This window comes from Lactobacillus sp. Sy-1 (genome assembly GCF_019303535.1).
Taxonomy (GTDB): Bacteria; Bacillota; Bacilli; order Lactobacillales; family Lactobacillaceae; genus Nicoliella.
The window spans coordinates 1,209,984-1,236,653 of record NZ_JACCIU010000001.1; the positions used below are offsets into that span (position 1 = coordinate 1,209,984).

Below are 26,670 nucleotides of genomic sequence, written 5' to 3' on the forward strand. Positions count from 1 at the left end.
GAGAATGACTTGCAATTTTTAGCTATATTTTTTTACATTCGCCTTGATAAAATCAGCCGATTTTTGTAACTTAGCTTGTTCTTCTGGTGTTAAGTCCAGCGCAACCCGCTTTACAATCCCCTTGCGGCCAACAATCGCTGGGTAGGACAGATAAACGTCTAAATCCGCTTGGTAGTTAGAAACTGGTAACACCGTTAAGGAATTAGATAGAACCACGTTCGCTAATCGAACCGCTGCCGTAGCAACCCCATAGTTAGTGTATTGTTTCCCCTTAAAGACGTTAAAGCCACCCTTACGTGCTCCATCATCCAATGCATCCAGATCCAAACCGCTAGTAGCAGCTAACTCGGTAATTGGTTTATCAAATACCGTTACAGTCGACCATGCTGTAAATTGAGAATTACCGTGTTCACCCAGGTTATACCCATGAACGGAAGTCGGATCCACATGGAGCTGTTCACTGACTTCACGCAGCATTCTAGCTGAATCCAAAAGCGTCCCGGTCCCAATGACCTGATTCTTTGGGAGTCCAGTATATTGTTGATAGAAAGATGTGATTACATCACACGGATTACTAATGTCAACTAACACCCCGTTAAACCCAGATTCCTTAATCTTGGCTGAAATGGACTTAACCTGGGCACTGGTAAATGGAAGCTCAGCAAAGCGATCGGAAGTTTCACTACTTTGTAAATGAATATTCCCCATGGCTGAAATAACAACATCAGCGTCCTTCAATGCTGAATAATCATTTACCGTAATGTTAGTGTGAAATGGTAAATTCGGCATCGCATCTCGTAAGTCAACGGCGTCTGAGACAACCTTAGCTTCATTAGTATCAATCATGACCAATTCATCAGCAAAGCCAGCTGAAACTATGTAATGGGCAACTGTTGATCCAACGTGCCCGCTGCCAATAACCCCAATTTTTCTACTCATAATTATCACCTCAAATAAATTTTCAGTTATTAAAACAATTTTAATATACCACCTTTGGCATTTTTTTGCACGCCATAGCTAATCCTGCTTACTTCAGATATGCTAAAATAAGCGTAACCACTTATTCTAAAAGGAGGTGGACTCCAATGTGGGTCACATTTAATTTTATTCTCTGGGGCCTGTTAATTATTTCGTTAGTCACTGGATTTACCCGTGATTATGCCAAGCGCATCATTCAATCTTTAATCTGGTCACGTCTTTTTTACTTCTTAATTATCAGTAGTCAGTTCGTAATTAGTATTCGAATTTTTCACCACGACGCAGTTACGGTCATCATTAGTGATATCCTCTGCATTGCATCAATTGCAGCAATTGAACGGGGATATCAAAAGCTAGAAAGCCAGAGTTTTAAACGATTAGATTCTGTCATTATGATAATCATTATTACCGCCGCAATTATTGCACAACTCATTGCACTAAATTAAATATGTAAAAAAATAAAGAGAAGGCTCATTTGAGCCTTCTCTTTATTTAGTTCATGATTAAATATTATAAGAATTTAACGAGTTTCTTGTTACTGGTAATGTATTTACCCTTACCAACGTAGAAACGGGTAATTCCTTTGTAGTTAACTACTCTCTTAACCTTAATCTTAGAACCAGTCTTATAGAACTTCTTTCTGGTCGTAAATCCTTTTTCACCATGGACAATGGCACCCTTAGGGTTAAGAACCTTAACGGTGGTACTACCAGTATTCTTTAAGTCTGACTCTTGATAGTAAGCACTTACTACGTAACCGTGGTTGGCAGTAATGTAAGCCCCCTTGTATCCAGAGATGACGTTCTTGATATAGTAACGAACGAGTCCACTTGAGGAAACTGCAATCTTACTAATCTTGAACTTATCGATGTTAGAACCGGCCATCTTGTTGGCCTTAGCAATCCGTTCGTTAACAGCGAACGTTGCGTTCTTGTAGAAGTAAATCTTCTTCTTGTTGTAAACATAGGATGCATGTTTAGCTAACTTGGAGTTGAATTCAGCTACATAACCATCAACATACCCCTTTGCCTGGTTTCGAAGCGATGCAGTGGCAATTGTATCGGTCTTCGCCTTAGCTTTACCAACCGCATATTCACTAGTATATACTGAGTGACCAACAGCATAAGCCCGGGCAAAGTCACTAGCGTAAGTCGATGTCTCACCAGAAGCAACAACTGATGATGCATTGTTAGAACCAGCAACGTAACCATCATAAGCTCCTTGGTAAGTGGCTTGACTATTGTATGACGCATTCTTAGCAACCTTAGCAATGGCATCAGATAGTCCCAGACTGTAGTAGTTTGCATCTAAACTATTCGCCGCGCTTGATGAAGCAGCTGAGTTTGATGCGCTGGCACTAGCACTGGCGCTAGCGCTGGCACTTGAACTAGCTGAGCTAGCGGAACTAGCAGAGCTGTTAAGAGCACTCTCACTAAGCGCCGCGCTAGCAGCAGATGATACTAAGATACTGGAGCTAGCTACCAATTGATTATTCATACTGATCGTTCCAGCAAGTGAAACGGCAATCGAATTAGCGATTATTGCAGCTGACTCAGCACTCTTAGCAATGCTGTTTTGAACGACTGCATTACTGGAAGCAAGGTCGGCAACTGAACGGGATGAACTAGCAACGCTGTTATCCCCAAGCAAAGCAGCGGAACTAGCGGCAGATGCAGCGTTTGATGCAGCTGCATTATCGCTGCTAGCAGCAGAACTAGCGCTTTGCGCAACACTATTAGCAGAAAGCGTAACACTGTTAGCAGAGCTAATCGTAGCTGATGCAGAGTTAGCAAAGTTGGTCGTGATGATCGATAGTGAAGCTGCACTGCTTGCTAATGAAGCAAGTGAAGCTAGGCTAGTATCATTTGGATAAGCACTTGCAATTGCAGCAATTTGGTTCGCACCACCAATAACTGCACTAGTGTTTGAGTTAATTAGTGGCGTTACACTCACTGCTTGGGAGTTAATTAGTGAGTTCACGCTAGTAGCGTAACTAGTTACGCTAGCAGCACTACTGGTTGAAACGTTTGCTGAACTAGTGGCAGTGGAGTCACTAGCAGCAACACTAGCGTTTGAAGCAGCAGCGTAAGCTTCCTTTGCAGAAACAAATGCTGATGAAGCCTGAACACTTAATTGATTTGCAGAGGCGCTATCAGAAAGCGCAGCCGAGGCAGCAACACTAGCAACGCTATTCTTCACACTAATTACAGAGTTAGCCAAGCTAATCAATGAATTCTTAACTGATTCAGCACTCACTGCTGAACTAGCAAGGCTATTGTAAATGTCCCCGGCACTAACGTTTCCAACCGTGTAGTAGGACTTAGCTTGTGATGCAGTGGAGCTAGCAAATTCAGCCGACTTTTGTAAGTCAACGCTTGCTGAGCTAGCAATTACACTAGCCGAGTTAGCAACTGACTTAGCTGCGTTCGCAATGCTTGATTGAGTCTTAGCGTCACTATTAAGCGATGCCATCGTGATGTTTGCCGAACTAATCAACTTAGTTTGGGAACTAAGCACTGGGTTCGTTGCAAACTGGCTATTCAAACTGTTAGCAACGGAGGCATCTGAACTAATTGAGTTAGCAACTGATGAAACAACCACTGAAACGGAACTGGCAACACTTGCGTAACTATTTGTTTGATCATTAGCAACGCTAACGGATCCCGCGGTAACACTTCCGGCACTAGCGTTGGCAGAAGCGGCACTAGTGAGTTGATCGGCATTGTTGATTCCCGTATTAGCAGCAGCAATTTCCTTAGTAATTTCTGAGCTCTTTGCACTAACAATTGAATTAGCTGACTGAGCTAAGCTATTAGCGGAGATTGCATACGATGCGGCAGAAGATCCAGCCGTTGATAATGAATTAGCAACGCTAGCAGCAGCATCAGCCTGACTTCTGTAAATTGCAATCGTAGCAGAAGCTGATTCAGCAGCTGAACGAGCAGAACTAGCGATAACACTATTTCCACCTTGAGCAGCCGAGCTTGCAACTGATTGAGCACTTTGGGCAGAAGCGTTAGCACTATTAGCGGCACTCAATGCTGAATTTGCAGTTTGACTAGCACTTTGCGCTTGAACGGATGCAGAACTAGCAATCACAGCAGCTGAATTAGCCTGGGAAGCTAACCTGTTAGCAAGTGAAGCAGCAGAAGCAATCACAACAGCAGCGGAGCTAACGACTTGGTCCTTAGGATATGAAGCCGCTGCTGAATTAGCAACATTTGCAGTAAACGTTGCGGCTTGCGCAGCACTAGTAGCACTACTTGCTTGTTGTGAAGCAACCGCACTATTGCTTTGAACTTGGGCACTAACCGAGCTAGTGACCTTAGAATCAGCAATGATATTGTTAACGTCGTTTTGTCCGCTGTTAGCAGCATTTGATGCCCGAACAGCATCACTAGCAGCTAAGCTAGCTTGAACCGCAGAACTAGTTGCGGAGTTAACGTCAGCTAATACTGAATTTGCAGCAGATTCATCAGCTATTGCTGAACTAGCCGCAGAGGTAGCTACCTTTGAGTTAGCTTCAGCAACCGCAAATGCGGATGCAGCAATTGATGCCATCGTGGATGCGTTTGCTGCATTTTCAGAGGCAGATGTGTTGTAGTTGCCTGCGTTTCCATAGTCATGAGCACTAATTGCACTCGCAGCTAATGAAGCATAAATGTTTGCAACCCGGTTATTTTCCTTCGCAGCCGCGTTAGCACTATTGATGACAACGGCAGCAGAACTAACTTGAGCAGTTGCTGAATATGCCAAGTTCTTTTGAACTGAAGCATCCGCATTAAGGCTGGTTAGTTTTGGTTCCGCTGCGCTAATTACCTGAGCAGCACCACTAATGGCTGCATTGCTAGGATTAGCAGCAACAATTGATTGAACCAAGCTAGCCGAATTCAATGCTTGTGCTGAATCACTTGCAACGGCAACGGATGCAGAAGCAGCAATCGAGGCATTCGCACTGGTATTAGCGAGGTCATTAGCAACGGCACTAGCGTAACTAGTGGTACTACTAAATGCATTTGAAGCAGAATTACCGTTGTTATTAGCATTACTTGCGGCAGCAGAAGTAGCAGTTGAATTAGCAGAACTGGCAACTGAAGCAGCGGATGAAGCAACGCTTTGATCACTAATTGCTGCAGCAGCAGCGGAGCTGGCAACATTCTTAGCAGAACTAGCAATTGAGGCCTGGTTACTTGCATCACTTTGTAGACTGCTCATGCCACTTGCAGCGGCTGAAGCTTGACTAATGTAGATACTTCCGGCAGAAGTATCCCCACCAGCAAAGGCAGAACTAGCAGCGGAGCTAAGGCTATTGACCGTACTTGCAGCAGAACTGGCAGCCTTAGAGTCCTCATTAGCCTTGGATGCAGCAGCACTCGCAGCACTAGCGGCACTATCAGCAATACTGGATTGCTTATCAGCATCTGATTTAGCATTCGATGCAATCGTAGCGGCACTAGAAGCAATCGATGCAGCAGAACTAATTACAGGGTTCCCTGAATTAGCGCTAGCAGCGGAGGCAGCGTTAGCAGCATCGCTATTTGCGCTACTACTGATGCTATTAGTTGCGGAAGCAGCTGAATCAGCTTGACTAGCGTAACTAGATGCAGCAGAAGCATCGCTATTAGCCCCACTGGCATAACTACTTACCGCACTAGAAACAGCGGAAGCCGTGCTTGAAGCATTCGCTGCTCCGGAAGCACCTGCACTAGCAGCATTAGCAGCATTAGCAGCGTCTGTATTAGCACTGGCAGCCGTTGAATTGGCAATACTTGCATTGGTGCTATCTGTCATAGCTTGACTAGCAGCAGCGCTGGCAGTTGAGGCCTGTGAACTAGCAGCAGCGGCAGCTGAAGCAGCGGCATTGCTAGCACTATCAGCAGAATTGGCAGCGTTGGAAGCTAGTGAAGCATAGGAAGAAGCGGCAGTACTGTCACCACTTTGGGCAGCATTCGAGGCAGCCGCTGAATAACTAGCTGCATCACTACTTGCTGATTTAGCAGTAGAGGTTGCAGTGGATGCTTGACCACTATAACTACCAGCAGCTGAGGCAGCATTCGAGGCAATAATACTATTACTATTAGCGTCGGAAGCGGCAGATTTAGCAACACTAGCAGCACTGGCAGCAGTAGAGGCAGCTGAGCTAATCGTAGCGTTACTTGGGTGCAATGCCTTTTGAGTTGCTGCTGAATTAGCAGCATCATTGGCAGCAGATGAGCTAGCTTGAGCATCCGAAGCCGCTTTACTTGCAACGCTATTATTACTATTAGCAGCACTGGCGTATGAACTAGCGGAACTGTTACTAATTACAGCCCCACTAGTAGCAGCACTGGCTTCCTTAGATGAGTTGGAAGCATTACTTGCATAGCTAGCAGCAGCACTGGCAGTCGAAGCGGCACTAACGGCACTACTGATTGTTGCAACGTAGCTATTAGCAGAAGATTCATCAGTTTGAGCAGCAGACGCAGCATTGGCTGCATCATTCTTCGCACTTGCGGCAGTAGCAGATGCAGATGAAGCACTAGCAACCAATGCACTTGCAGAGTTAGCAGCAGTGGCAGCGCTGGAATTCAATGCAGATGCGCCAGAGTAATCACCAGCATTATTAGCAGAAATAGCTTGGCTAGCGTAAACGCTTGCCATGTTGGCATTGGAACTAGCAACAGCACTAATGCTGTTAGCTACGCTAGCAGCAGCACTAGCAACACTAGCGGCACTGGATGCCTTCGCCTTTTGGCTATCAGCATCGGACTTAACACTACCTAGCGCAGAACTAGCAACACTCATCGCAGCAGAAGCCGAACTAATGGCAGCATTGCTTGGGTTCCCTGAGACGTACCCGCTCATCACAGCACTTTGTTGGTTAGCGGTATTGGAATCACTTGTTACCACGCTGGCAGCTGAAGAAGCAACACTAGCGTAACTACCAGCAGCTGAAGCATCGGCAGAAGCAGCACTCGCGTACGAATTGATGGCAGCACTGGCACTTGAAGCTTCAGAACTAGCAGCACTCGCACTGGCTGATCCATTGTTTCCAGCGGTAGCGGCAGAGCTGGCAGCGTTGTTATCACTTTGCGCAGCACTGGCATCGGAGTTTGCAGCACTATTTGCACTTTGAGCTGCACTATTAGCGGAGTTCGCAGCACTCGCAGCAGAATCAGCAGCGGACTTAGCTGAAGCAGCAGCAATCGCAGCATTGGATGCGTCACTCGCAGCAGAACTGGCAATTGACTTAGCAGCTGAAGCAGCACTACTATTTCCAGCATTAGCAGCACTGGAAGCAGCGGAGGCAGCACTGGAAGCAATTGATGAAGCTTTGGAAGCAGCTGTTGATGCGGAGTTTGCAGCTGAATTTTGCGCACTAGCAACTGATGATGCGGAATTGGCAGCACTGGATGCGGAATTGGCAGCTGAAGCCTCACTCGCAGCGGCACTCGCAGCGGCACTCGCTGATGAAGCTAATGACTTAACCGTAGCGTTACTTGGGTTAGCATTGGCAGTCGAAGCCGCAGAACTAGCAGCGTTGCTGGCATCATTTGCATGGCTAGCAGCAGCACTGGATGCACTGGATGCATTTGAACTTGCAGCAGAAGCAACTGCAGAATCTGATGATACGGCACTACTGTCAGCAGAAGCATTCCCGGAATAACTAGATGCTTGACTCGCATAACTAGATGCTGATTGAGCATCGTTAGCAGCAGCACTGGCCTGGGTGGCATTTGATAGCGCATTAGCAGCAGCGGAAGAAGCAGCATTCGCATTCGATGAATCAACTTGGGCCTTAGAAGCAGCAGTGGATGCAATTGTAGTAGCAGAAGCCGCAATCGATGATTGCGTTGCTGCATCATTTGCCTGGGCACTCATCCCAGCAGCTGCTTGGGAAGCCTGGCTAGCAAAGTTGCTTCCGGCACTAATGTCACCGTTGGTATATGCACTATTAGCGGAATCAATCAGGCTCTTAACATTGTTTGAAGTTAAACTAGCGTTGTAAGAATCTAAGTTAGCTTGACTAGCGGCAGCCGATGCTACAGCAGCAGCGGAACTAGCAATACTAGATTGACTAGCCGCATCAATTGATGCAGCATTTGCAACGCTCGAAGCAGAAGTTGCAGTTGCAACTTGAGAAGCAATATAACTATTGCCACTATTGTTAGCAGCAATACTGTTAATTGCTCCTGAAGCACTAGCGATAGCTGCACTATCACTCCCAGCAACTGATGACGCTAGGCTAGCAGTAGATGCATATGATGCAGCAGATTTAGCATTTGCATCAGCGGAGGCAGCGTAACTTTCGGTAGCACTAGCGTAAATAGAAGCAGTTGCGTTAGTCCCGCTGTTATTACCAGTAGCAGCGCTAGCAGCACTGGCATTGTTGCTAGCGTCATTATTAGCACTTGTAGCCTGGCTAGCAGCCGAACTAGCTACTGAACTGGCACTCTGGGCAGTACTATTGGCAGCTGAGGCATCACTAGCGGCCGATTCAGCATTCGATCTAGCAGTGGAAGCGGCAGCAGCAGCGCTTGAAGCCACCGTTGCAGCGGAACTAGCAATTACCTTAGCAGCAGACGCAGAACTATCGTTACCGGCACTCGCGTAACTAGCGGCAGCTGAGGCAGCTGAACTAGCATCGTCGTTAGCACTTGAAGCTTGGCTAGCAGCGGAACTAGCAGTTGATGATTGCCCGGCAATGTAAGAACTATCACTGGCAGCCTTAGATGCGGCCGAACTAGCTACCGAGTTAGCACTCTGCGCAGTACTGTTGGCAGCGCTAGCCACTGATGCATCGGACTTAATCGCAGCATTACTTGGGTGTAGTGAAGCGATAATGGATGCGGCAATACTTGCGGAACTAGCAAGGGATGCGTTGGAGGAAGCAGCTGTAGAAGCCGTTGCAGCGGAATTTGCAGCAGAATTTGCACTTGCAGATGCACTGTTAACCGCCTGACTATCACTTTGGGCGCTACTGTTGTATTCAGATGCTTGACTCGCATAGCTCTTAGCAGCGCTCGCGTCACTAGCAGCAGCACTGGCAGTCGAAGCAGCAACAATGGCGGAGTTAACGGCACTGTTTTGAGCTGCGGCAGCACTAGCAATTGCAGCGGCTGAATTAGCAGCATTCTGACCAGCTGAAGTGGCAGTTGAAGCATTTTGACTCGCAGTCTTAGCATTATCAGCATTCGTAGATGCAGCGGATGCAAAGCTAGCAGCAGCGGAATTATAAGCGCTAGCTTGCGAGTAATTGCCGGCCGTGTTGGCGGAAATAGCTTGACTAGCATTAGTACTTGCTAAACTAGCGTTATTCTTTGCATTGTTAGCTTCACTATCAGCAGTTGAGGCAGCCGTACTAGCAGCAATATAAGCTGAACTAGCGGTACTGGAGTACCCGCTCGTAGCGGCCTTATCACTGGCAAGGGCGGAACTAGCACTTTGATATGCAGAGTTAGCAGCAGAAATGGCAGCATTACTTGGATTGTTGGAAACGTAATTACTCATTGCTGATGATTGTTGACCAGCATTGTTGGAGTAACTAGTAACCACACTATCAGCTGATGAGGCAGTTGCACTGGCCACCTTAGCAGCGGAGGCGTTCGTATCAGCTCCACTAGCGTAACTAGCTGCGGCAGAACTAGCAGATGAGGCCATGCTACTTGCAGCATTAGCCGAATTTGCACCACTACTTCCTTCATTAGCAGCAGAACTAATGGCGTTAGATGCACTAGTGGCTGTTGAGTTAGCAGCAGAAGCAGCAGCACTGTCGTTGGCTGCCTGGCTGGAAGCAGAACTAGCAATTGCAGCGTGGGAACTAGCGGCACTAGCAGCACTGGATGCAGCATCACTGGCACTCTTAGCAGCACTGGCAGCAGAACTGGCAATGGATGCTTGCGTCGATGCGGCACTACTATCACCCTTTGAGGCAGCCGAATTTGCGGCGGAAGCGGCACTACTTGCGGCACTGTTAGCAGCTGAAGCAGCACTATTAGCAGCACTGGCATTACTTGCATCACTAGAAGCAGCATTTGCAGCGCTAGCGGCAGTGGATGCTTGATTACTTGCATCGCTAGCGGCTGAGCTGGCAGCTGAGGCAGCAGACGTAGCAGCTGAAGCAGCAGAACTCATTACGGCATTGCTTGGGTTAGCAGAAGCGGTTGAGTTGGCAGCTGAGGCAGCCTTACTTGCAGAAGATGCATCTGAACCAGTAGCACTAGCAGATGCCTTAGCAGATGATGCATCAGAAGCAGCACTGTTGGCAGCACTCCCAGCCTTAGAATTATCTCCAGAAGTCCCTGCAGAAGCGATCGCAGTAGCTTCTGAATCAGCACCAGCCTTAGCAGCAACTAGTGAAAGCATTACGCCTGAGGCAGCACTTTCATCATTAACGGCTTGACTAGCTGCACTTTGGGCAACTGTTGTTAAGCTAGTCGTTACAGCGGCAGCGCTAGCGGCGCTGGCAGCTTGTTGACTAGCAACTGCGGCAGCGGATACGGCGATTGAGGTGTAGTTAGAGCCATCTGCATTCTTCCCAGTCATGTAAGCAACACTAGCTTGCGTGTTAGCACTACTAATTGCTGAAATAGCGCTTGAGATTGCTGAACTGGCATTCGTAATCACAGCAATTTGTGAAGTAACGGCAGTTGATGCACTCCCAGCAATGCTTCTTTGGGTAGCAGCGTCCGAATTGTAGCTACTAATTGCAGTTACAGCGCTGGAGGCATATGAAGCAGCGCTACTAAAGATCGCATCACTAGAGTTACTGTTGAAGTAGGAATTGATTGAATTAGCAATGACATTTGCTGATTGAACATTCCCACTAACTACGCTAGCGGCGGAACTGGCGATACTATAAGCGGAACTAGTAGCAGCACTATTGGCACTGGCAGTTGCTGAGGCAGTTGAAGTCGAAGCAGATGCGGAACTAGCTTCAGATGAAGCCCCACTTCCGGCAGCATTACCACTTGTTGCAGCATTAGCAGCACTATTAGCGGCACTAGCGGCACTATTGAAGTTGCTAATCTGAACGCCCATTTGTTGCACATCATTAGCAGCGTTAGATGCAGCAGTACTTGCAACTGAAGTTAACGATGCAATCGCGCTTGAATTATTAAGCATTGTTTGAGCATTGGCACTAGCAGTTGAGGCAGCGGTACTTGCAGCGGATGCAAAGTTATCCCCAGCACTGGTACTGCCAGCAAGGTAAGCTGAATTAGCGGAAGCAACGTTGTCAGAAACGGCAGTAGAAGCACTAGCAATGGCAACGCTAAGTGCAGAATTAGATCCATGAATAGCATTAGCAACACTAGCAGCACTGGATGCCGTACTCTTTTGTGATTGTGCATCGGTATTAAGTGATGCAATCATGGAATTAGCAGAATCAGCAGCCTTAGAAGCAGCCAAGATTACCTGATTAGCTGGATTACTGTTAGCTAAATTAGCAATACTACTATTAACAACGCTAACACTATCAGCATTCGATGAAGCTAGGCTAGCGGATGATGATGCATTCGTAGCATATGAGTTTGCCAAACTAACGTTACCAGCTTCACCATTGTAGACACTTCCAGCAACTGAATTAGCAGAGCTGGCAGTACTATTTTCGCTACTACCATTCGAGTTGGCACCAGCTGCTTGACTAGCAGCTGAACTAGCGGCATTAGTAGCACTAGAGGCCACGCTGGCAGCGGATGAAGCAACAACTTGATCAGAAATAGCGGCACTAGCAGCCTCTGATGCGATGATAGTTGCATTGGATGCAGCGATAACAGCATTTGAAGCAGCTGTCGATAATGTAGCCATTCCAGAAGCAGTTGCAGATGCTTGAGCAGCAAAGATAGAACCATTAGTCACATCTCCAGCCTTGTAATAGCTGTTAGCAACACTTACTAAGCTATTAACGTTACTAGTAGCGACACTGGCAGCTGTAGAAGCGGCAATCGCACTAGCAGCAGAACTGGATGCATTGGCATAAGCACTATTAGCTGCAGAAGATTGTTTATTCGCGTCAGCAAGTGCACTAGATGCAACAGACGCTACTGAGTTAACTATTGAAACTTGTTGTGAAACAATCGTGTTCTTAGGGTTAGCAGAAGCAATGCTATTTGCAACAGTTGCATTGCTAGTAACTTGCGTATTGAAGTTACTCGTGGCAACGGCAGCAGAACTAGCTTGAGAAGCATAAGTAGATGCATCGCCCGCATATGACTTAGCGGTGCTAGTACTAATTCCAATCGCTGAGTTGTAACTACTTGCTTCACTAGATGTTCCTGAAGTAGCACTGGATGCGCCACTTCCGGCAGCAGCATTGGAATTAGCGGCACTATTAGCACTAGATGCAACACTATTGGCAGAACTTGCATCATTACTTGCACTCGATGCAATGCTATTTTGAGCACTGGCATCGCTTGCGTATGAATCAGCAGATGACTTAGCAGCAGCAGCATTAGAAGCTGCTTTAGATGCATCGTTAGCAGCAGAACTAGCAATAGAGGCTTGCGTCGATGCAGTACTACTATCACCGCTTTGGGCAGCAGCAGACGCAGCTGCCTTAGCAGAAGTAGCAGTTGAATTAGCAGCTGATCCAGCAGCAGCTGCAGCACTAGCGATCGAGCTTTGGACGATTGCATTCGATGAGTCAGAAGCAGCCTGCTTATTGGCAGAACTAGCAACTACAGCGGCAGAGGAAGCCGTCGATGCAGCAGCGGTAGCACTCGATGCTAACGATTGAACTGCAGAGTTGCTTGGGTTGGCACTCGCAACGGAGTTGGCAGATGAAGCTTGAGCAGAAGCACTAGCAGCATTATTAGCCGCACTACCCGCATTATTAGATGCTGCAGAAGCATTATTACTTGCAGCACTAGCATCCTTTTGAACTGCGGCACTATCGCTTTGCGCATTGTCATTGTAACTAGATGCTTGGCTCGCATAACTAGATGCTTGACTGGCATAACTTACGGCAGAACTAGCATTTTCGGCACTTTGATATGCAGCAGATGCAGCACTATTCAATCCAGCAGCTACAGAAGCTTCGGCACTAGCTGAGTTCCCGGCACTGACCGCAGCAGGAGTTACTGAAGCAGCAGTAGAACTAGCCGTAATCGCATCAGCAGCATTTTGGGAAGCTGCAGAAGCTGCTGCAGAAGCATTGGAGTTCAATGAATTAGCTTGCGAATAATTTCCAGCCTTAGTAGCAGCGGCAGCAGCACTAGCATTGGCACTGGCAATACTTGCATTAATGCTTGCCATTGTATTGGCACTATTAGCAACGGAAGCGGCAGAACTAACTACACTGTAAGCAGAACTAGCAGTTGCAGAGTAACTATCAGCAGCTGACTTCGCACTGGTTAGTCCAGAACTAGCACTACTAAAGGCTGAACTGGCAGCACTAATTGCAGCATTGCTTGCGTTAGTAGCGTTATTCACAATTGCACTCATGGCAGAGCTCATGCCATTTGCATTATTAGAGTAACTAGTAACAACTGAATCAGCAGATGAAGCCACTGCATTAGCACTCGATGCGGTCTTGGCATCAGCATTAGCACCAGATGCAGCACTACTTGCAGCACTGCTTGCAGATGCAGCTTCACTACTTGCACTAGAAGTAGCGGAAGTTGTGCCTGAACCAGCATTGGAAGCAGCGGAAGAGGCGCCAGATGCAGCTGAAGTCATTGAAAGCATAACGTCAGACGCACTTGCTAAGTCCTTTCTAGCATTATCAGCAGCAATAGATGCCGTTGAAGCGAGACTCCCAGTATTAGTAGCAGCACTGGTTGCAAGGCTAGCAGTAGCAGATGCAGCATTAGCGGCACTAACAGCTAGACTAGTATATATCGACCCGTTAATCGTATCGCCACCGTTAAATGCACTGGTTGCTTGAACATAGTAACTATTAGCATTACTTACGGCCCCACTAACAGTTGAACTAGCAGAAGCAATCAAGGCCACTTGTGAGCTCCCGGCAGATGATGCACTAGCAGCAATACTATTTTGCAACGATGCATCGGCATTAAAGCCATTGATAGCAGTGACGGCACTGGATGCTACTGAGGCAGCACTCTTAAAGGTAGAATCACTTGGATCATTGTTAAGATAAGTGCTGATTGAGGTTGCAATTGAGTTGGCAGTCGAAACATTCGTGGACATGGTACCAACGACGGAGCTAGTGACACTGTAAGCAGAATTAATTACGCCATCGTTTGCAGAAGCAGTTGATCCAGCAATACTAGTAGCAGATGCAGCAGAGGAAGCCTGACTACTTGCACTCGAGCCGGCACTCCCCCCACTCTTAGCAGCTGAGTTTGCGGTACTAGCTGCACTAGCAGCACTATTGAAGGCATTGATCTGAACGCCCATTTGTTGCACATCTTGGGCCGCCTTTGAAGCCGCAGTACTTGCAAGATTAGTGTAACTAAGAATAGCACTGGAGTTGTTGAGCATTGATTGAGCGGCAGCACTGGCGGTTGAGGCAGCCGTACTTGCAGTAGCAGCAAATCGATCTCCATCGTTGGTACTACCAGCGAGGTAAGCAGAGTTAGCCGAAGCTACGTTATTGGAAACGGCAACGGAAGCCGAGGAAATTACAGCACTCAAGGAACCGTCAGAAGCACTGTGAATTGAGTTGGCAACACTGGCGGCACTGGATGCGGCACTCTTTTGCGATTGTGCATCGGTATTGAGGGATGCAATTGCAACACTGGCGGAACTAGCTGAAACAGCGTAACTAGCAAGCGAAGCATTGGATGCATTGGCACTCACTAAGGAAGCAATACTGTTATTAACCGTAGTAACACTATCTGCATTGGAAGAAGCTAAACTAGCGGATGATGATGCATTGGATGCATATGAGTTCGCCAAACTAGCGTTGGTTCCGTCTGCAGAAGCAACACTTCCGGCAACTGAATTAGCAGAAGTGGCGGTACTACTATTGTTACTACCATTCGAGTTCGCACCAGATGCTTGACTAGCAGCTGAACTAGCAGCGCTAGTGGCACTAGCGACAACACTCGCAGCCGATGAAGCAACGGCTTGATCAGAGATTGCTAACGAAGCAGCTATGGAGGCAATTGAAGTTGCACTAGATGCAGCAGTAACGGCATTTGAAGCAGCTGTCGATAATGCAGCCATGCCAGAAGCAGTGGCAGATGCCTGCGAAGCAAAGATAGACCCGTTAGTAACATCACCAGCAGTGTAGTAGCTATTAGCAACACTGACTAAGCTATTAACGTTACTTACGGCCACACTCGCAGCAGTCGAGGCAGCAATCGCACTGGCAGCAGCACTGGATGCATTTACGTAGGCACTATTGGCAGCAGCAGATTGATTATTAGCGTCAACAAGCGCATTTGATGCAGCAACTGAAGCGGAATTAACTAACTTAACTTGAGCTTGGATAATTTGGTTCTGACCGTTAGCAGAAGCCAAGCTATTGGCAGCGGTCGCATTGCTTGTTACTTGCGTATTGAAGTTACTCGTGGCAACAGCAGCGGAACTAGCTTGAGAAGCGTAGAACGATGCTGAGTTAGCGTATGATTTCGCGGTACTGGTGCTAAGGCTAGTGGCAGAATTCATATTACTTGCTTCACTAGAAGTTCCAGAAGTGGCACTAGATGCGCCACTTCCGGCAGAAGCGTTGGAACTAGCGGTACTATTAGCACTGGACGCAATGCTAGATGCGGAACTGGCAGTACTATTAGCACTTGATGCCGTACTATTAGCAGAACTGGCATCATTAGCGTATGAATCCGCAGCCGACTTAGCAGCGGCAGCAGCACTGGCAGCGTTAGATGCATCATTAGCGGCAGAACTAGCGATTGAGCGAGCAGTACTTGCAGCAGAACTGTTTCCGGATTGCGCAGCCGTGGAGGCAGCACTAGCAGCACTAGATGCAATGCTATTAGCCGTTGAGGCAGCAGTGGCAGCTGAAGTAGCACTATTGCTTTGGACAATCGCATTGGATGAATCAGAAGCAGCCTTACTATTGGCAGAGCTAGCAACGGAAGCGGCAGATGCAGCAGTTGAGGCAGCAGCAGACGCACTGGATGCTAACGATTGAATTGCAGAGTTGCTCTTGTTAGCATTGGCGGTCGATTGGGCAGCAGTAGCACTATCAGCAGCCGTGCTAGCAGCAGCACTGGCACTCGCAGCATTATTAGATGCTGAAGTAGCGTTGTTACTTGCCGCACTAGCATCCTTTTGAACCGCAGCACTATCACTTTGCGCATTACTATTGTAACTAGATGCGGCACTAGCATAACTAGATGCAGCACTAGCATCACTGGCAGCCGAGTTAGCAGCTTGGGCGTTAGAGATTGCGGCACTGATTGAATTATTATATCCAGATGCAGTGCTTTGCGCAGCTTCTGCTTGTGAAGCAGCAGTGGAAGCGGCTTGGGTTGCGGTAGCAGTAGCTTGGCTATTTGTTTGCGCAGCGGCAGCAGCAGCGGCAGCCGTAGATGCATAGCTAGATGCATTTGCATTCAAGGAAGCTGCCTGCGTGTAGTTTTGAGCACTGTTAGCTGCAATTGCCTGTGAAGCAGCTTGATTGGCTAAACTAGCATTCACACTAGCAGCAACGCTAGCGCTATTAGTTAAACTGGCAGCGTTGCTAGCAACAATGTATTGCGAACTAGCGGTAGCAGCATAAGAATCAGCACTAGTCTTAACACTTCCTAATGCAGAACTGGCGACATTGTATGCAGAACTGGCGGCACTTAACGCAGCGTTACTGGAACCACTAAACTGGCTAACAATCGAACTCATGATGGTCCCCTGTTGAGTCGCGTTATTAGAGTAACTAGTAACGACTGAATCAGCAGATGAAGCAGCTTGATTGTATTGAGAAGCTTTGGATGCATCAGCATTCGCACCACTGGCAGCCGTGCTAGCAGCACTGCTGGCTGAGTTTGCAGAGTTTTGAGCTGAGTTTGCAGAGCTATTCCCACCATTCGTAGCAGACGATGCCGTTTCAGATACCATTCCATATGCGGCACTAATTGCAGATGAACCAGTTGAAGCAATGGTGGAATTAGCATAAGCAGATTCTACCGGTACGTATGCAAAGCTAGTTAATCTAGGCATTGTATACGTAGCAATTTGCAAACTATTTGTCGTTGTACTAGCAGCAGTAACTAGAGAATTAACAGAAGCAATGTATCCATTAGCTGCTGAGATATCGCCAGCTGAATAGGCTTGACTAGCCGCAGTTGAATATTGAGCAATTCCAGATGCATAACCACTAATAGCACTACTTAATTGCAATAATTGATCTTGGAGGGATTCAACGTTAGCTGCTAAACTATCGACAACAACTCCCTGGGTAACCATATCTTTCTTTGCACCAGTTACGTCAGAAAAACCACTATTAGCAATTGAATTAGCAGAACTAAACGTTGAGTTATTAGGATCCTTAGCATAGTAGGAATTAACGTATGAAGTTTGACTACTTTCGGTTGGGTAAGCGCTTGAAATTGAACTAGCAACGCTACTTACAATCGACTGATAATTTCTAACCTTATTTACATATGCAGAAGCGGTACTATCAATTGTACTATTAATTAAAGAAGCCATGCTTGAAATTGCAGTCGAAGCCGAGTTAGCTGAACTAGCACCCCCGCTCATCGCAGCACTAGCGCTAGAGAACGCGGAGGAAGCACTATTAAATGAACCAATTTGAGTCGCAATGCCACTTGCATCCGAAGCTGCTCTTGATGCAGCATCACTGGCTGAATTAGTTAATTTTTGAATTGCAGTTGAATTATTAAGCATCGTTTGAGCAATTGAACTAGCGCTATTTACAGCACTTTTAGCAGAACTGGCTGCCGTATCCCCGGCAGAGACATTGCCGGCCAAGTATGCGGCATTGGCACTAGCATCATATGAACTAACCGCTACCGAATAACTGTTAACGGATGCTAATAAGCTTGCATCTGAGCCATGGAGTGAAGATGCCGCACTAGCAGCACTAAGGGCAATACTAGATTGAAGACTTGCATCACTATTATATCCGCTGATGGCAATTTGAGCGGAATTAGCAGCTGATGCATAACCAGATAGTACAGAATTAGTACTATTGGAAGAGAAAATACTTGCAATCGTACTATTTGCAGCAGAAACACTGGCAAAGTTACTACTAGCTTGGCTAGCGTATGAAACTGCAATGCTAGCATATGAACTAGCAAGGCTAGCATTCGTGCTATCAGCGCCATTTACACTGTTAGCTACGGAACTAGCACTATTGGTAGTACTAGAGTTAGTAGAAGAATTCGTCGATGCTGAAGATGCAGTCGAATTAGCAGCAGCAGCAGACTGATAGGCGTTAGAAATTGCTGACAATGCTTGTTTCGCATTCCCTTGATCAATAATTGCTTGACTAGCCGCATTCGAAGCAGCGATTCTGGCTGATGATGCGACTGATGATTGATAACTAATGTCAGTGGCTTGATCGGAAATTGCAGCAGAAGCATTCGAAGCGTTCATTGCATACGAGTCCCCTAGACTAACGTTCCCAACGGCATACGCACTATTAGCGGAAGCAACCGCATTGGAAACCTTCACATAGTTAGAAGAAGCAGCGGTAACGTCCCGATTTGCTTGATTAGAAGCCGCACTGGCATCGGCAGCAGCGGAATTAGCAATTGATGATTGTATCGTTGCATCATTATAGGCAGAAGATGCAACACTGGCGGCAGAAACGGCAACTGAATTAGCAGTAGAAATAACTGTGTTTCCAGAGTTAGCAGTATTCAAGATCGCAATTTGATTTGCAACGCTCCCAACCGAACTGTTTAACCCACTAGTGGCAATCGCAGCAGATCTAGCTGCAGAAGCAAAACTATTAGCATCACTAGTGTAGCCACTGATGATGTGTCCATCATTAGCAATTGAAGCATTTGCGATTGATGCAGAACTGTTAATTGCATTTGCAGATGAAGAGCCATTACTTGCAGCAGAACTATTTCCGGATGCAGCGCTAGCAATACTTTGGGCAGCACTATCGGCGGAACTAGCAGCAGATGATGCACTAGATGCATCATTAGCAGCGTTGCTAGCATCAGTAGCAGCATTTGATGCGGCTGCAGCTGCAGCACTAGCAATGCTTGCTTGATTACTTGCAACGACAGCAGCAGAACTAGCAGCGCTCCGTGCGGAACTAGCCGTGGCGCTGTCACCATTATTTGCAGCAGATGCGGCAGCTGACGCAGCAGCTGAAGCAACGGCTGACGCAGAGCTTGCCCCAGCGGAAGCACTTGAAGCAATCGCACTTTGTGAAGAAGCCGTAGAACTATCCTTATTAGCACGACTAGCAGCTGTAGATGCCTGCGAAGCAGCGGTACTAGCAGCATTCGCCTGCGAAGCTGCCTGAGAGGCATACGAGCTCAGTGCTGAATTGCCAGATTGAGCAGCGGCAGCACTCGCCATTGATGAAGCAATCACACTAGCATCAGAAGCACTATTAGCAGCACTATTAGCAGAATTTGTTGCAGTTGAAGCGGCACTCGATGCTACACTCGATGCGGAGCTAGCCATCGAACTAGAACTACTTGCATTACTAGAGTAGCTGCCAGCTGCACTGGAGTAGCTCCCGGCGGCACTGGCATCACTGTCAGCAGCACTAGCGGAAGCGGCACTATTCGTTGCAGCTGTGATCGATGCATTTAGACTAGCAGCTGTATTAGCATCTGAAATTGCTTGTGCCGCTGCTGACTGTGCTTCAGAATTAGCCTTTGAAATCGCAGCAGCAAAACCAGTTGTAACCGGTACATAGTTAACTGCATCAGCAGCAACACTTACAATGTCAGCGTTATAGCTATTCACCGCTGCATTATCACCCGCAGCGGCGGCAGACTGAGCTAAACTATAGTATGAAGAAGCGGCAGTGGCAGAAGAAGCAATTTGATCATTATAAACTCTCAGGCCACTAGATGCTCTCACGGCATTTGAGGCCGCTGTACTTGCTGCCCTTGATTGAATTGTTGCATTTGAACTAAGTGCGGATAACTGGGTATTCATCGAGTTAATGGCACTCACCGCAGAACTAATGACTGGGTTTCCAGAATTTACGGAATCATTAGCGTAACTGCTTACTATGTTAGCACTACTGATACCAGCTGCAGAATAACCACTTACAACTACAGAAGCGGAGCTAGCTGCAGTTGAAGCCGCAATTGCGGCACTATATTGAGCATTAGCACCGCTAGTAATGGCAGCTGCCTGAGCTGAACCATTAATGATTGCGGAGCTACCAGCACTAGCAGAACTTGAAGTCCCAGAATTGGCACCATTAACAGCATTTGATGCTGCAATATAAGCAACATTGGCAGCACTAGCAGCTGAGTTAGCAATCGACGAAGCGATTGATGCCCTAGTTGAAGCACTGGTTGCTGAAGCAGCATAACTTTGCGCAACACTGTTGGCAGATGAAGCTGAATTATATGCAGCTTGTGCATTATTAGAGTTAGCAACAACTTGGGCACTAAATTGGGAAGCCCCATTACTATCACCATTAGAATAGGCACTGCTTGCTGAAGCAGCATTTGCAACGGCTGCACTAGCAGCACTGGCGGCTGCACTAGCGTAACTAGCCGCAATTGAATAAGCATTGCTTGCCGAAGCACTAGCATTATTAGCATCAGCAGAAGCACCACTAGCATCGGTACTTGCAGATGTCGCAGTAGCTGAAGCACTCGCGATTGTCGTCGCAGCACTAGCAACGACCGAAGCAACACTAGATATATTACTATTATTCGCTGAGCTTACTGGATACAAGCTGGCCATGGAACTAACTGCACTGCTTTGGGCACTAATCGATTGAACGTCATTAGAAGCCACACCAGCAGCAGCACTAGCTGAAGCCGAAGCACTATTAGCTTGACTGCTATAGCTAAATGCACTATTAGCTTGCGAAGAAGTCGCATTGCTAGCATAACTTTGAGCAGAGGTAACGGCTTTAGACATGTTAACAACATCTGTAGCAACAGAAGCAGCACTGGCAGCAGCATTAGAGATAATCAACTCTTGAGCAGCCATACTATTCTTTAAGTCATTTAACGAACTAGTGAGATCTGCAAGTGAACTGGCAGCATTTGATAACGTAGCATACGCCTTACTAGCATCGGTGGCACCAGCTTGAGCTGGATATAATTGGCCAGATCCAGTAGTTAGGAAAGCACTGGCAGCGACACTGTTACCACCATTAGCTGCACTATATGCGGAACTACCATTGCTATATGCAGAACTTGCATTACTCAACGGGCTAGGATTAACAGAATTTAACGATGCCATACTACTGTTAGCTAGGATGGCAACTGAATTTTGCTCTGAAATTGCCACACTAAGGGAATCAGCTTCAGCAGCATATGATGCTAAGCTACTTTCGGCTGATACTCCTTGGTTAACATAGGATGTAATCACCGCATTATTATTAGAACTAGCAAAACTAGATGCACTTGATAATGAACCTACTAAATTATTAGCCGAACTTTTAACCGCACTAGCACTGCTAAGTGCAACTTGGGCAGTGGAATCTTTAGCTGAAGCAGCAGAAGAGACATTCGGCACTAGACTAGCAAAACTAGCATAACTACTTCCTGCAATAGAAGCCAAACTCATTAAAACACTAGCGTTAGATTTATCGGCAGTTGGATCATAAGCGAAAGCACTTAAATTACCAGCTAAACTATCCAAAGCAGCGGCAGCGTCGGAAGCAGCAGCGGCAGCAGAAGCGGCTTGCTTTGCAGCACTATCTGCCGAAGCAGAGGCAGCATCAGCACTGTCCTTGGCAAGACTAATTGCTGAACTGGCAGCGGCAGCACTAGATGCATAAGTATTTGCACTACTTAAGGCTGAAGCGGCACTTGCGTTAGTAGGATCAGACTTATAAATCGATTCGGCGACAGAAGCTGCTGATGTTGCAATTGATGCGTTCGTAGATACCGCAATGGCAGCGCTACTAACTGAGCTAGCGGCAGAAGATGCAGCAATCGCCTGTGAAGATGCAGCAGTCGAAGCAGAAGCAGCAGTAGCGGTGGCTGAGCTGACAGCTGCTGCTGCCGAGTTAATTCCACTAATAATGCTATTAATGGTAGTAGTGTTAGATGCATTCGCATTTTGACTAGCAACGCTGGCGGCACTAGCAGCCGTGCTAAGTGCGGAGGATGCAGTTGTCGAGGCACTATTGTATGCATTATTAGCATTACTAGTTGAAGTCCCGGCACTAGCTGCCTGACCACTGGCTGCTGCTTTATCACTTGCAGCAGCTACCGAGGCAGCTGATGCGAAGGTAGATGCATTAGCTGCTTTACCAGCAGCTGCATTACCAGCAGCAATTCCACTACTAGCTTCACTAACCAGTTGGTTAATTACCACCGAATTAGAACTAGCAACATATGCAGCGACACTGGCAGCACTAACTGCTAGTGATAATTGACTATAACCAAAACTAGCCGCAGACAACGCAGATGATGTTATGGAGGAGTCATTAGTAGTTGATCCAGCAACGCTCAACAAATCATTCGCATATGAGGAAGCCAGTGTAACGTAAGCACCAGCATTAATTACAGTTGCAGAGTTAGATGCGAGTGATTTGGCCTTTGTAATATTGGCTTGCGCGTTACTTAAATACCCGGAAGCAATACTTTGCGCACTAGTGGCTCCATAAAACTGAAGATTACCATCGGCATAGGCACTAGCAGCAAGCGACAATAAGGATACCGTACTAGAATAGTTAGAAGCGATTACAGCTTGCGCAGATGCAATTTTACTAGCTTGAATCGATTGTAGCGATGAATATCTAGCAATAAATTGATAGTCTGAATAGGTACCAGAAGCACTATTAGCATAACTTAACCCGGCTGATGCAACTGAGTAAGCAGAACTAGCGTATGAAGATGCGCTAGTTGCTAGTGATGCTTCGTTACTTCCTGCCGGAACAAAGAGACTCTGGTTAGCTGAAACCGCACTACTAGCAATCGTGTAATATTGCTTAGCAAGCGTATCTGGCTTCGAAGCATACCCATTTTGATACCCTAACTGATAGTCAATCCCATTGTTATAGATTGCACTATTAAAGTTAATATCATTTTGACCTTGGTTGTAACCACTAATGTAGTTTGCCCCAGCGGTGTAGTCATTATAGAGCCCTTGGCCAGTGGTTTCATTGCTATTAGCAGTTTTATTTGACTTACCGTCACTATATGCCATTACATTGACAGTAGCTTCCTTAGTAGTCTTAACAGTGTTCAAGTGCGCAGTTACTTGTAAGAAGTAATTATTGTAAGCCGTATTTGCCTTATTTAACTGAGTACTTGGGATTGTGTAGCTCCAGTTCCCATTTGCATCTGCCTTAGTGACATAATTAGCAGAATCATCGGAAGGATCATCGGATTTTTCAAAATTAGACCCAAGGTAAAGAGCAGCGCCATTATTATAAGCAGACTGATCCTGAAAGTACGGAATCTTGATATAAGAACCCGGCGTAGCCCATCCAGAAATTGTTCCAGTACTAGTATCATAATTAATTCCACCCAACTGGACATCATTAACGTGATTCATTTGGATGTAGCTATTTAAAGTAGAAGCCGTACTATTTAAGTCTTGATTAAACGAAGTCCCATTTAAAACATACCCAGTTGGACTAGTAGATGTTTGTCCTGTAGTTGGATCTATATAAACAATTTTAACGCCACTAGTACTATTAGATTCAGTAAGCTGGATTCCACTATATGGACCAAATTTAGCACCATTAGAGTCAGTAAATGAAACCGCCTGTCCTTGAATGGTAACCCCACTGGTCATCATCACAGTTCCACTATTGGAATTGCTTCTAGCATCTAACTTAATTGATTGTGGATCATTAATGAGAACGCTTCCTTGGGCATTAATTAATGTAATTGCTCCAGATCCGTCGACCTTTTCAGTAAAAATAGATTTACTAGATAAATTCATGGTACTACTCCCAGAAATTAAAATTCCAGCAGTAGAAACGCCTCCTAGGTTCGTCCCGGTAATATTCAGTTGCCCTTGGTTAGAAACGTTAATGCTAGAAGATCCATTTAAATAAATTAATCCAGATGAGTTTTGACCACCAGCATTGGTAGCACTGCCACTTGCTGCATTACTCCCATCAGCATTAACATTTAACTGAGCCCCATTAACAACGTTAATGTTTCCACCATTAGCTGAATAAATTGCAACTGGTAAAATATTTTTACCATTACCATAATTAGTATATGGATTAACAGTTGGATTAACGTTCAAAACAGCACCAGCGTTTACGTTCACGTTCCCAGAACCCATTAAGTAGATCCCAGCATTCGCAGCATTGGCAACGGGATCTTCTGCACCCCAGCCTCTAGGAATTAAGGTAACGTTCGCTCCATGATCAATGGTGGCACTCCCACCAGCGGTAATTTCCAAAACATTCCCATTATAGGTAGAACCACTAAAAGTCACCCCAGGTAAGAATTCAACGGAAGCAACTTGGAAGTTTTGTTGGTTGGAACCACCATTAACAGAATTGCCACCCATTGGGTATCCTTCTGCTTGGGCAATTCCATTGGTTAAGACTCCAAGCCCCTTTGAAGAAGGTGGTGTCATCCCATATTGACTTGCGACCGCAAACGCATCGTAGTTTTGTCCTCCGTTAATAATAACGGTACTCTTAATTGGATTATCATTAACGTTAATTGAGCCACCGTTTTTGGTTGCCGTCGTATCAGCAATATTATTCGGGTTACCCAAATATAGATTGGTAGTAGTGGCATAGGCTAATTGACTTCCCGTATAGGTAACATTGTCATAGTACAAACTCTGCCCTGAAGTGTAACGAGCAGTAATTGGTCCATAATAATCAGTCCCATATGCCGTTAAATTTTGCATAATCACAGTGGAGGCAGTAGTAACATTATAAGAAGCTCCGGCAAAATCAATCGTGGAAGTCGTTCCGTCCATTCGTAAACCGTTCACCGTGAACGTTCCGTTATGGCTATTAGTAACTGAGTCATTATTGGCGTAGTACTTACTCCACAAGCCAAAGTTCCCATCCACGTTAATATGCGTAATTTTACTATTGAGCATTGCTGCATCAAACTGGGTTGCTGTCGTGACGTTAATGAACCCACTTGCATTCCCGGCATTATTGGCATTGGCAGAAGCTTGCGAGGCTGTGGTGCTGGTTGCACTTGAAACCTGGCTAACATAGCCACTAACGGTTAATGAACCAGCATTGATGCTGGATAGGGCATTGCTATTAGTAGCGTAGTAGCTATTTGCATTGCTATATTGAGATGTCACAGCTCCATACAAACTAGTCATTTCAATTTGATTTAAGGTACTCCCTGCAGCCGAAGCACTCGAAGCCGATGATAATGCAGCTGATAACGAATTAAGCGTTACCAAAGCATTTTGAGCGAAAACACTTTGCAAAGTCATCGTTGTAACGTAAGACGCTAAACTATTATAAGCAGAGTAGGCAGAGACCGCTCCTTGGCTCGCAGCTTGACTACTGGAGTTAGTTGTCGAGTCAGCATACCGAGTAGAGAGAATATTAGCTACGTTTGCCGCACTCGAAATTGCAACGATTTCATTACTTCCAGTGGTGAAATCATTCGCAACTGACTTTGCAGATGCAATCGCAGAGTTAACACTTGCAATCGCATCACTTAAATTGGTAACGGTACTTCCAACCCCGTCATCTGCGTCCCGATACAATAATTCAACGTTGGCTGCATCTGAATCTGATAGATTACTAACGTCAATCGCATTAGACCCATTTGCTACGGAGCTACCAGTTGACGAGTCACTGGAATTACTAGATTCACTAACAACCCCCGAGTTATTAGCAGCGGCGTTGACCGCACTCGCAAAGTTAACGCCTGATTGCTCAACGCTACTGGAGCTATCGCTGGATCGGACGTCAGCAGAGTCATTGGCACTTGCATTTGAAGCCGCTACATAGCTTTCGCTACTGTTTGATGAATTAACATCCACCGTCGCTGCAAGACTCGCAACTAAAGAAGCGTCCGCATCGAGGCCAGCGTCATGCGACTCACTAGCTACGGAAGCATCAGTGGAATTATTATCACTAACGGTTGCTAAACTAACGTTAGTCGATTCCCCACTAGCACTACTAGTGGTACTGCTATCGCTACTACTGCTGTCACCACTGGACTGGTCAGTGGAACTTGCAGCAGTCCCATCGGAGGCGCTACTGGTAGTGTCACTAGCACTACTGCTCTTTTCAGTGGTCGTACTTGTCTTAGAAGAACTAGTGTTATTGCCACTTTCAGTGGTACTACTAGCACTCTTGGCAGTGGAGTCACTTGCAGAGCTATCAGCACTGGCACTAGCAGTGGTGGAATCGCTACTGCTACTCGATGCATTTACAGTGGGAATATTTGAGCTAGCGTTATTACCATTAACGGTTGGAACTTCGCTACTGGAAGTGCTAGTCGAACTATTGTTATTATATTCGTTTTGATCAGCATTTGAGCCATCAGAAGTATAATTAGCGTCACTGTCGGTATCCGCATGAACGGTCTTTTGGCCCAGTGCAGAACCACCACCGATAACAGCAAGCATTGATAAAGAAACCACAACCCATTGTTTCTTTACCTTTCTAAGTACCTTCTTGTCTTTAACTTTATTAAACCGATACTTGTTATAAAACATTCTGTTTTCCTCCTTAACAATATGTAAATGGTTGTTTTA

The 26,670-nt window shown here is 46.2% G+C and carries 3 protein-coding genes; 1 reads left to right on the plus strand and 2 read right to left on the minus strand.

The annotated features are described in order from the left end of the window. Window positions 1-18: 18 nt before the first annotated feature. A complete protein-coding gene (locus HZL42_RS05045; protein WP_219054579.1) occupies window positions 19-939 on the minus strand; it encodes an L-lactate dehydrogenase in 921 nt (306 codons plus the stop codon). A gap of 146 nt (window positions 940-1,085) precedes the next feature. On the opposite strand from HZL42_RS05045, the gene HZL42_RS05050 reads away from it, so the two are divergent. Continuing rightward, window positions 1,086-1,424 (plus strand): DUF1516 family protein, encoded by a 339-nt coding sequence (locus HZL42_RS05050; protein ID WP_219054580.1) that lies wholly within the window; start codon window positions 1,086-1,088, stop codon window positions 1,422-1,424. Window positions 1,425-1,488: 64 nt separating this feature from the next. Here HZL42_RS05050 and HZL42_RS05055 read toward each other — a convergent pair whose 3' ends face one another. Beyond that, the gene (locus HZL42_RS05055; RefSeq protein ID WP_219054581.1) at window positions 1,489-26,631 is read right to left on the minus strand and encodes a DUF5776 domain-containing protein; all 25,143 of its coding nucleotides are present in this window, start codon (window positions 26,629-26,631) and stop codon (window positions 1,489-1,491) included. Between the last annotated feature and the right edge of the window lie 39 nt (window positions 26,632-26,670).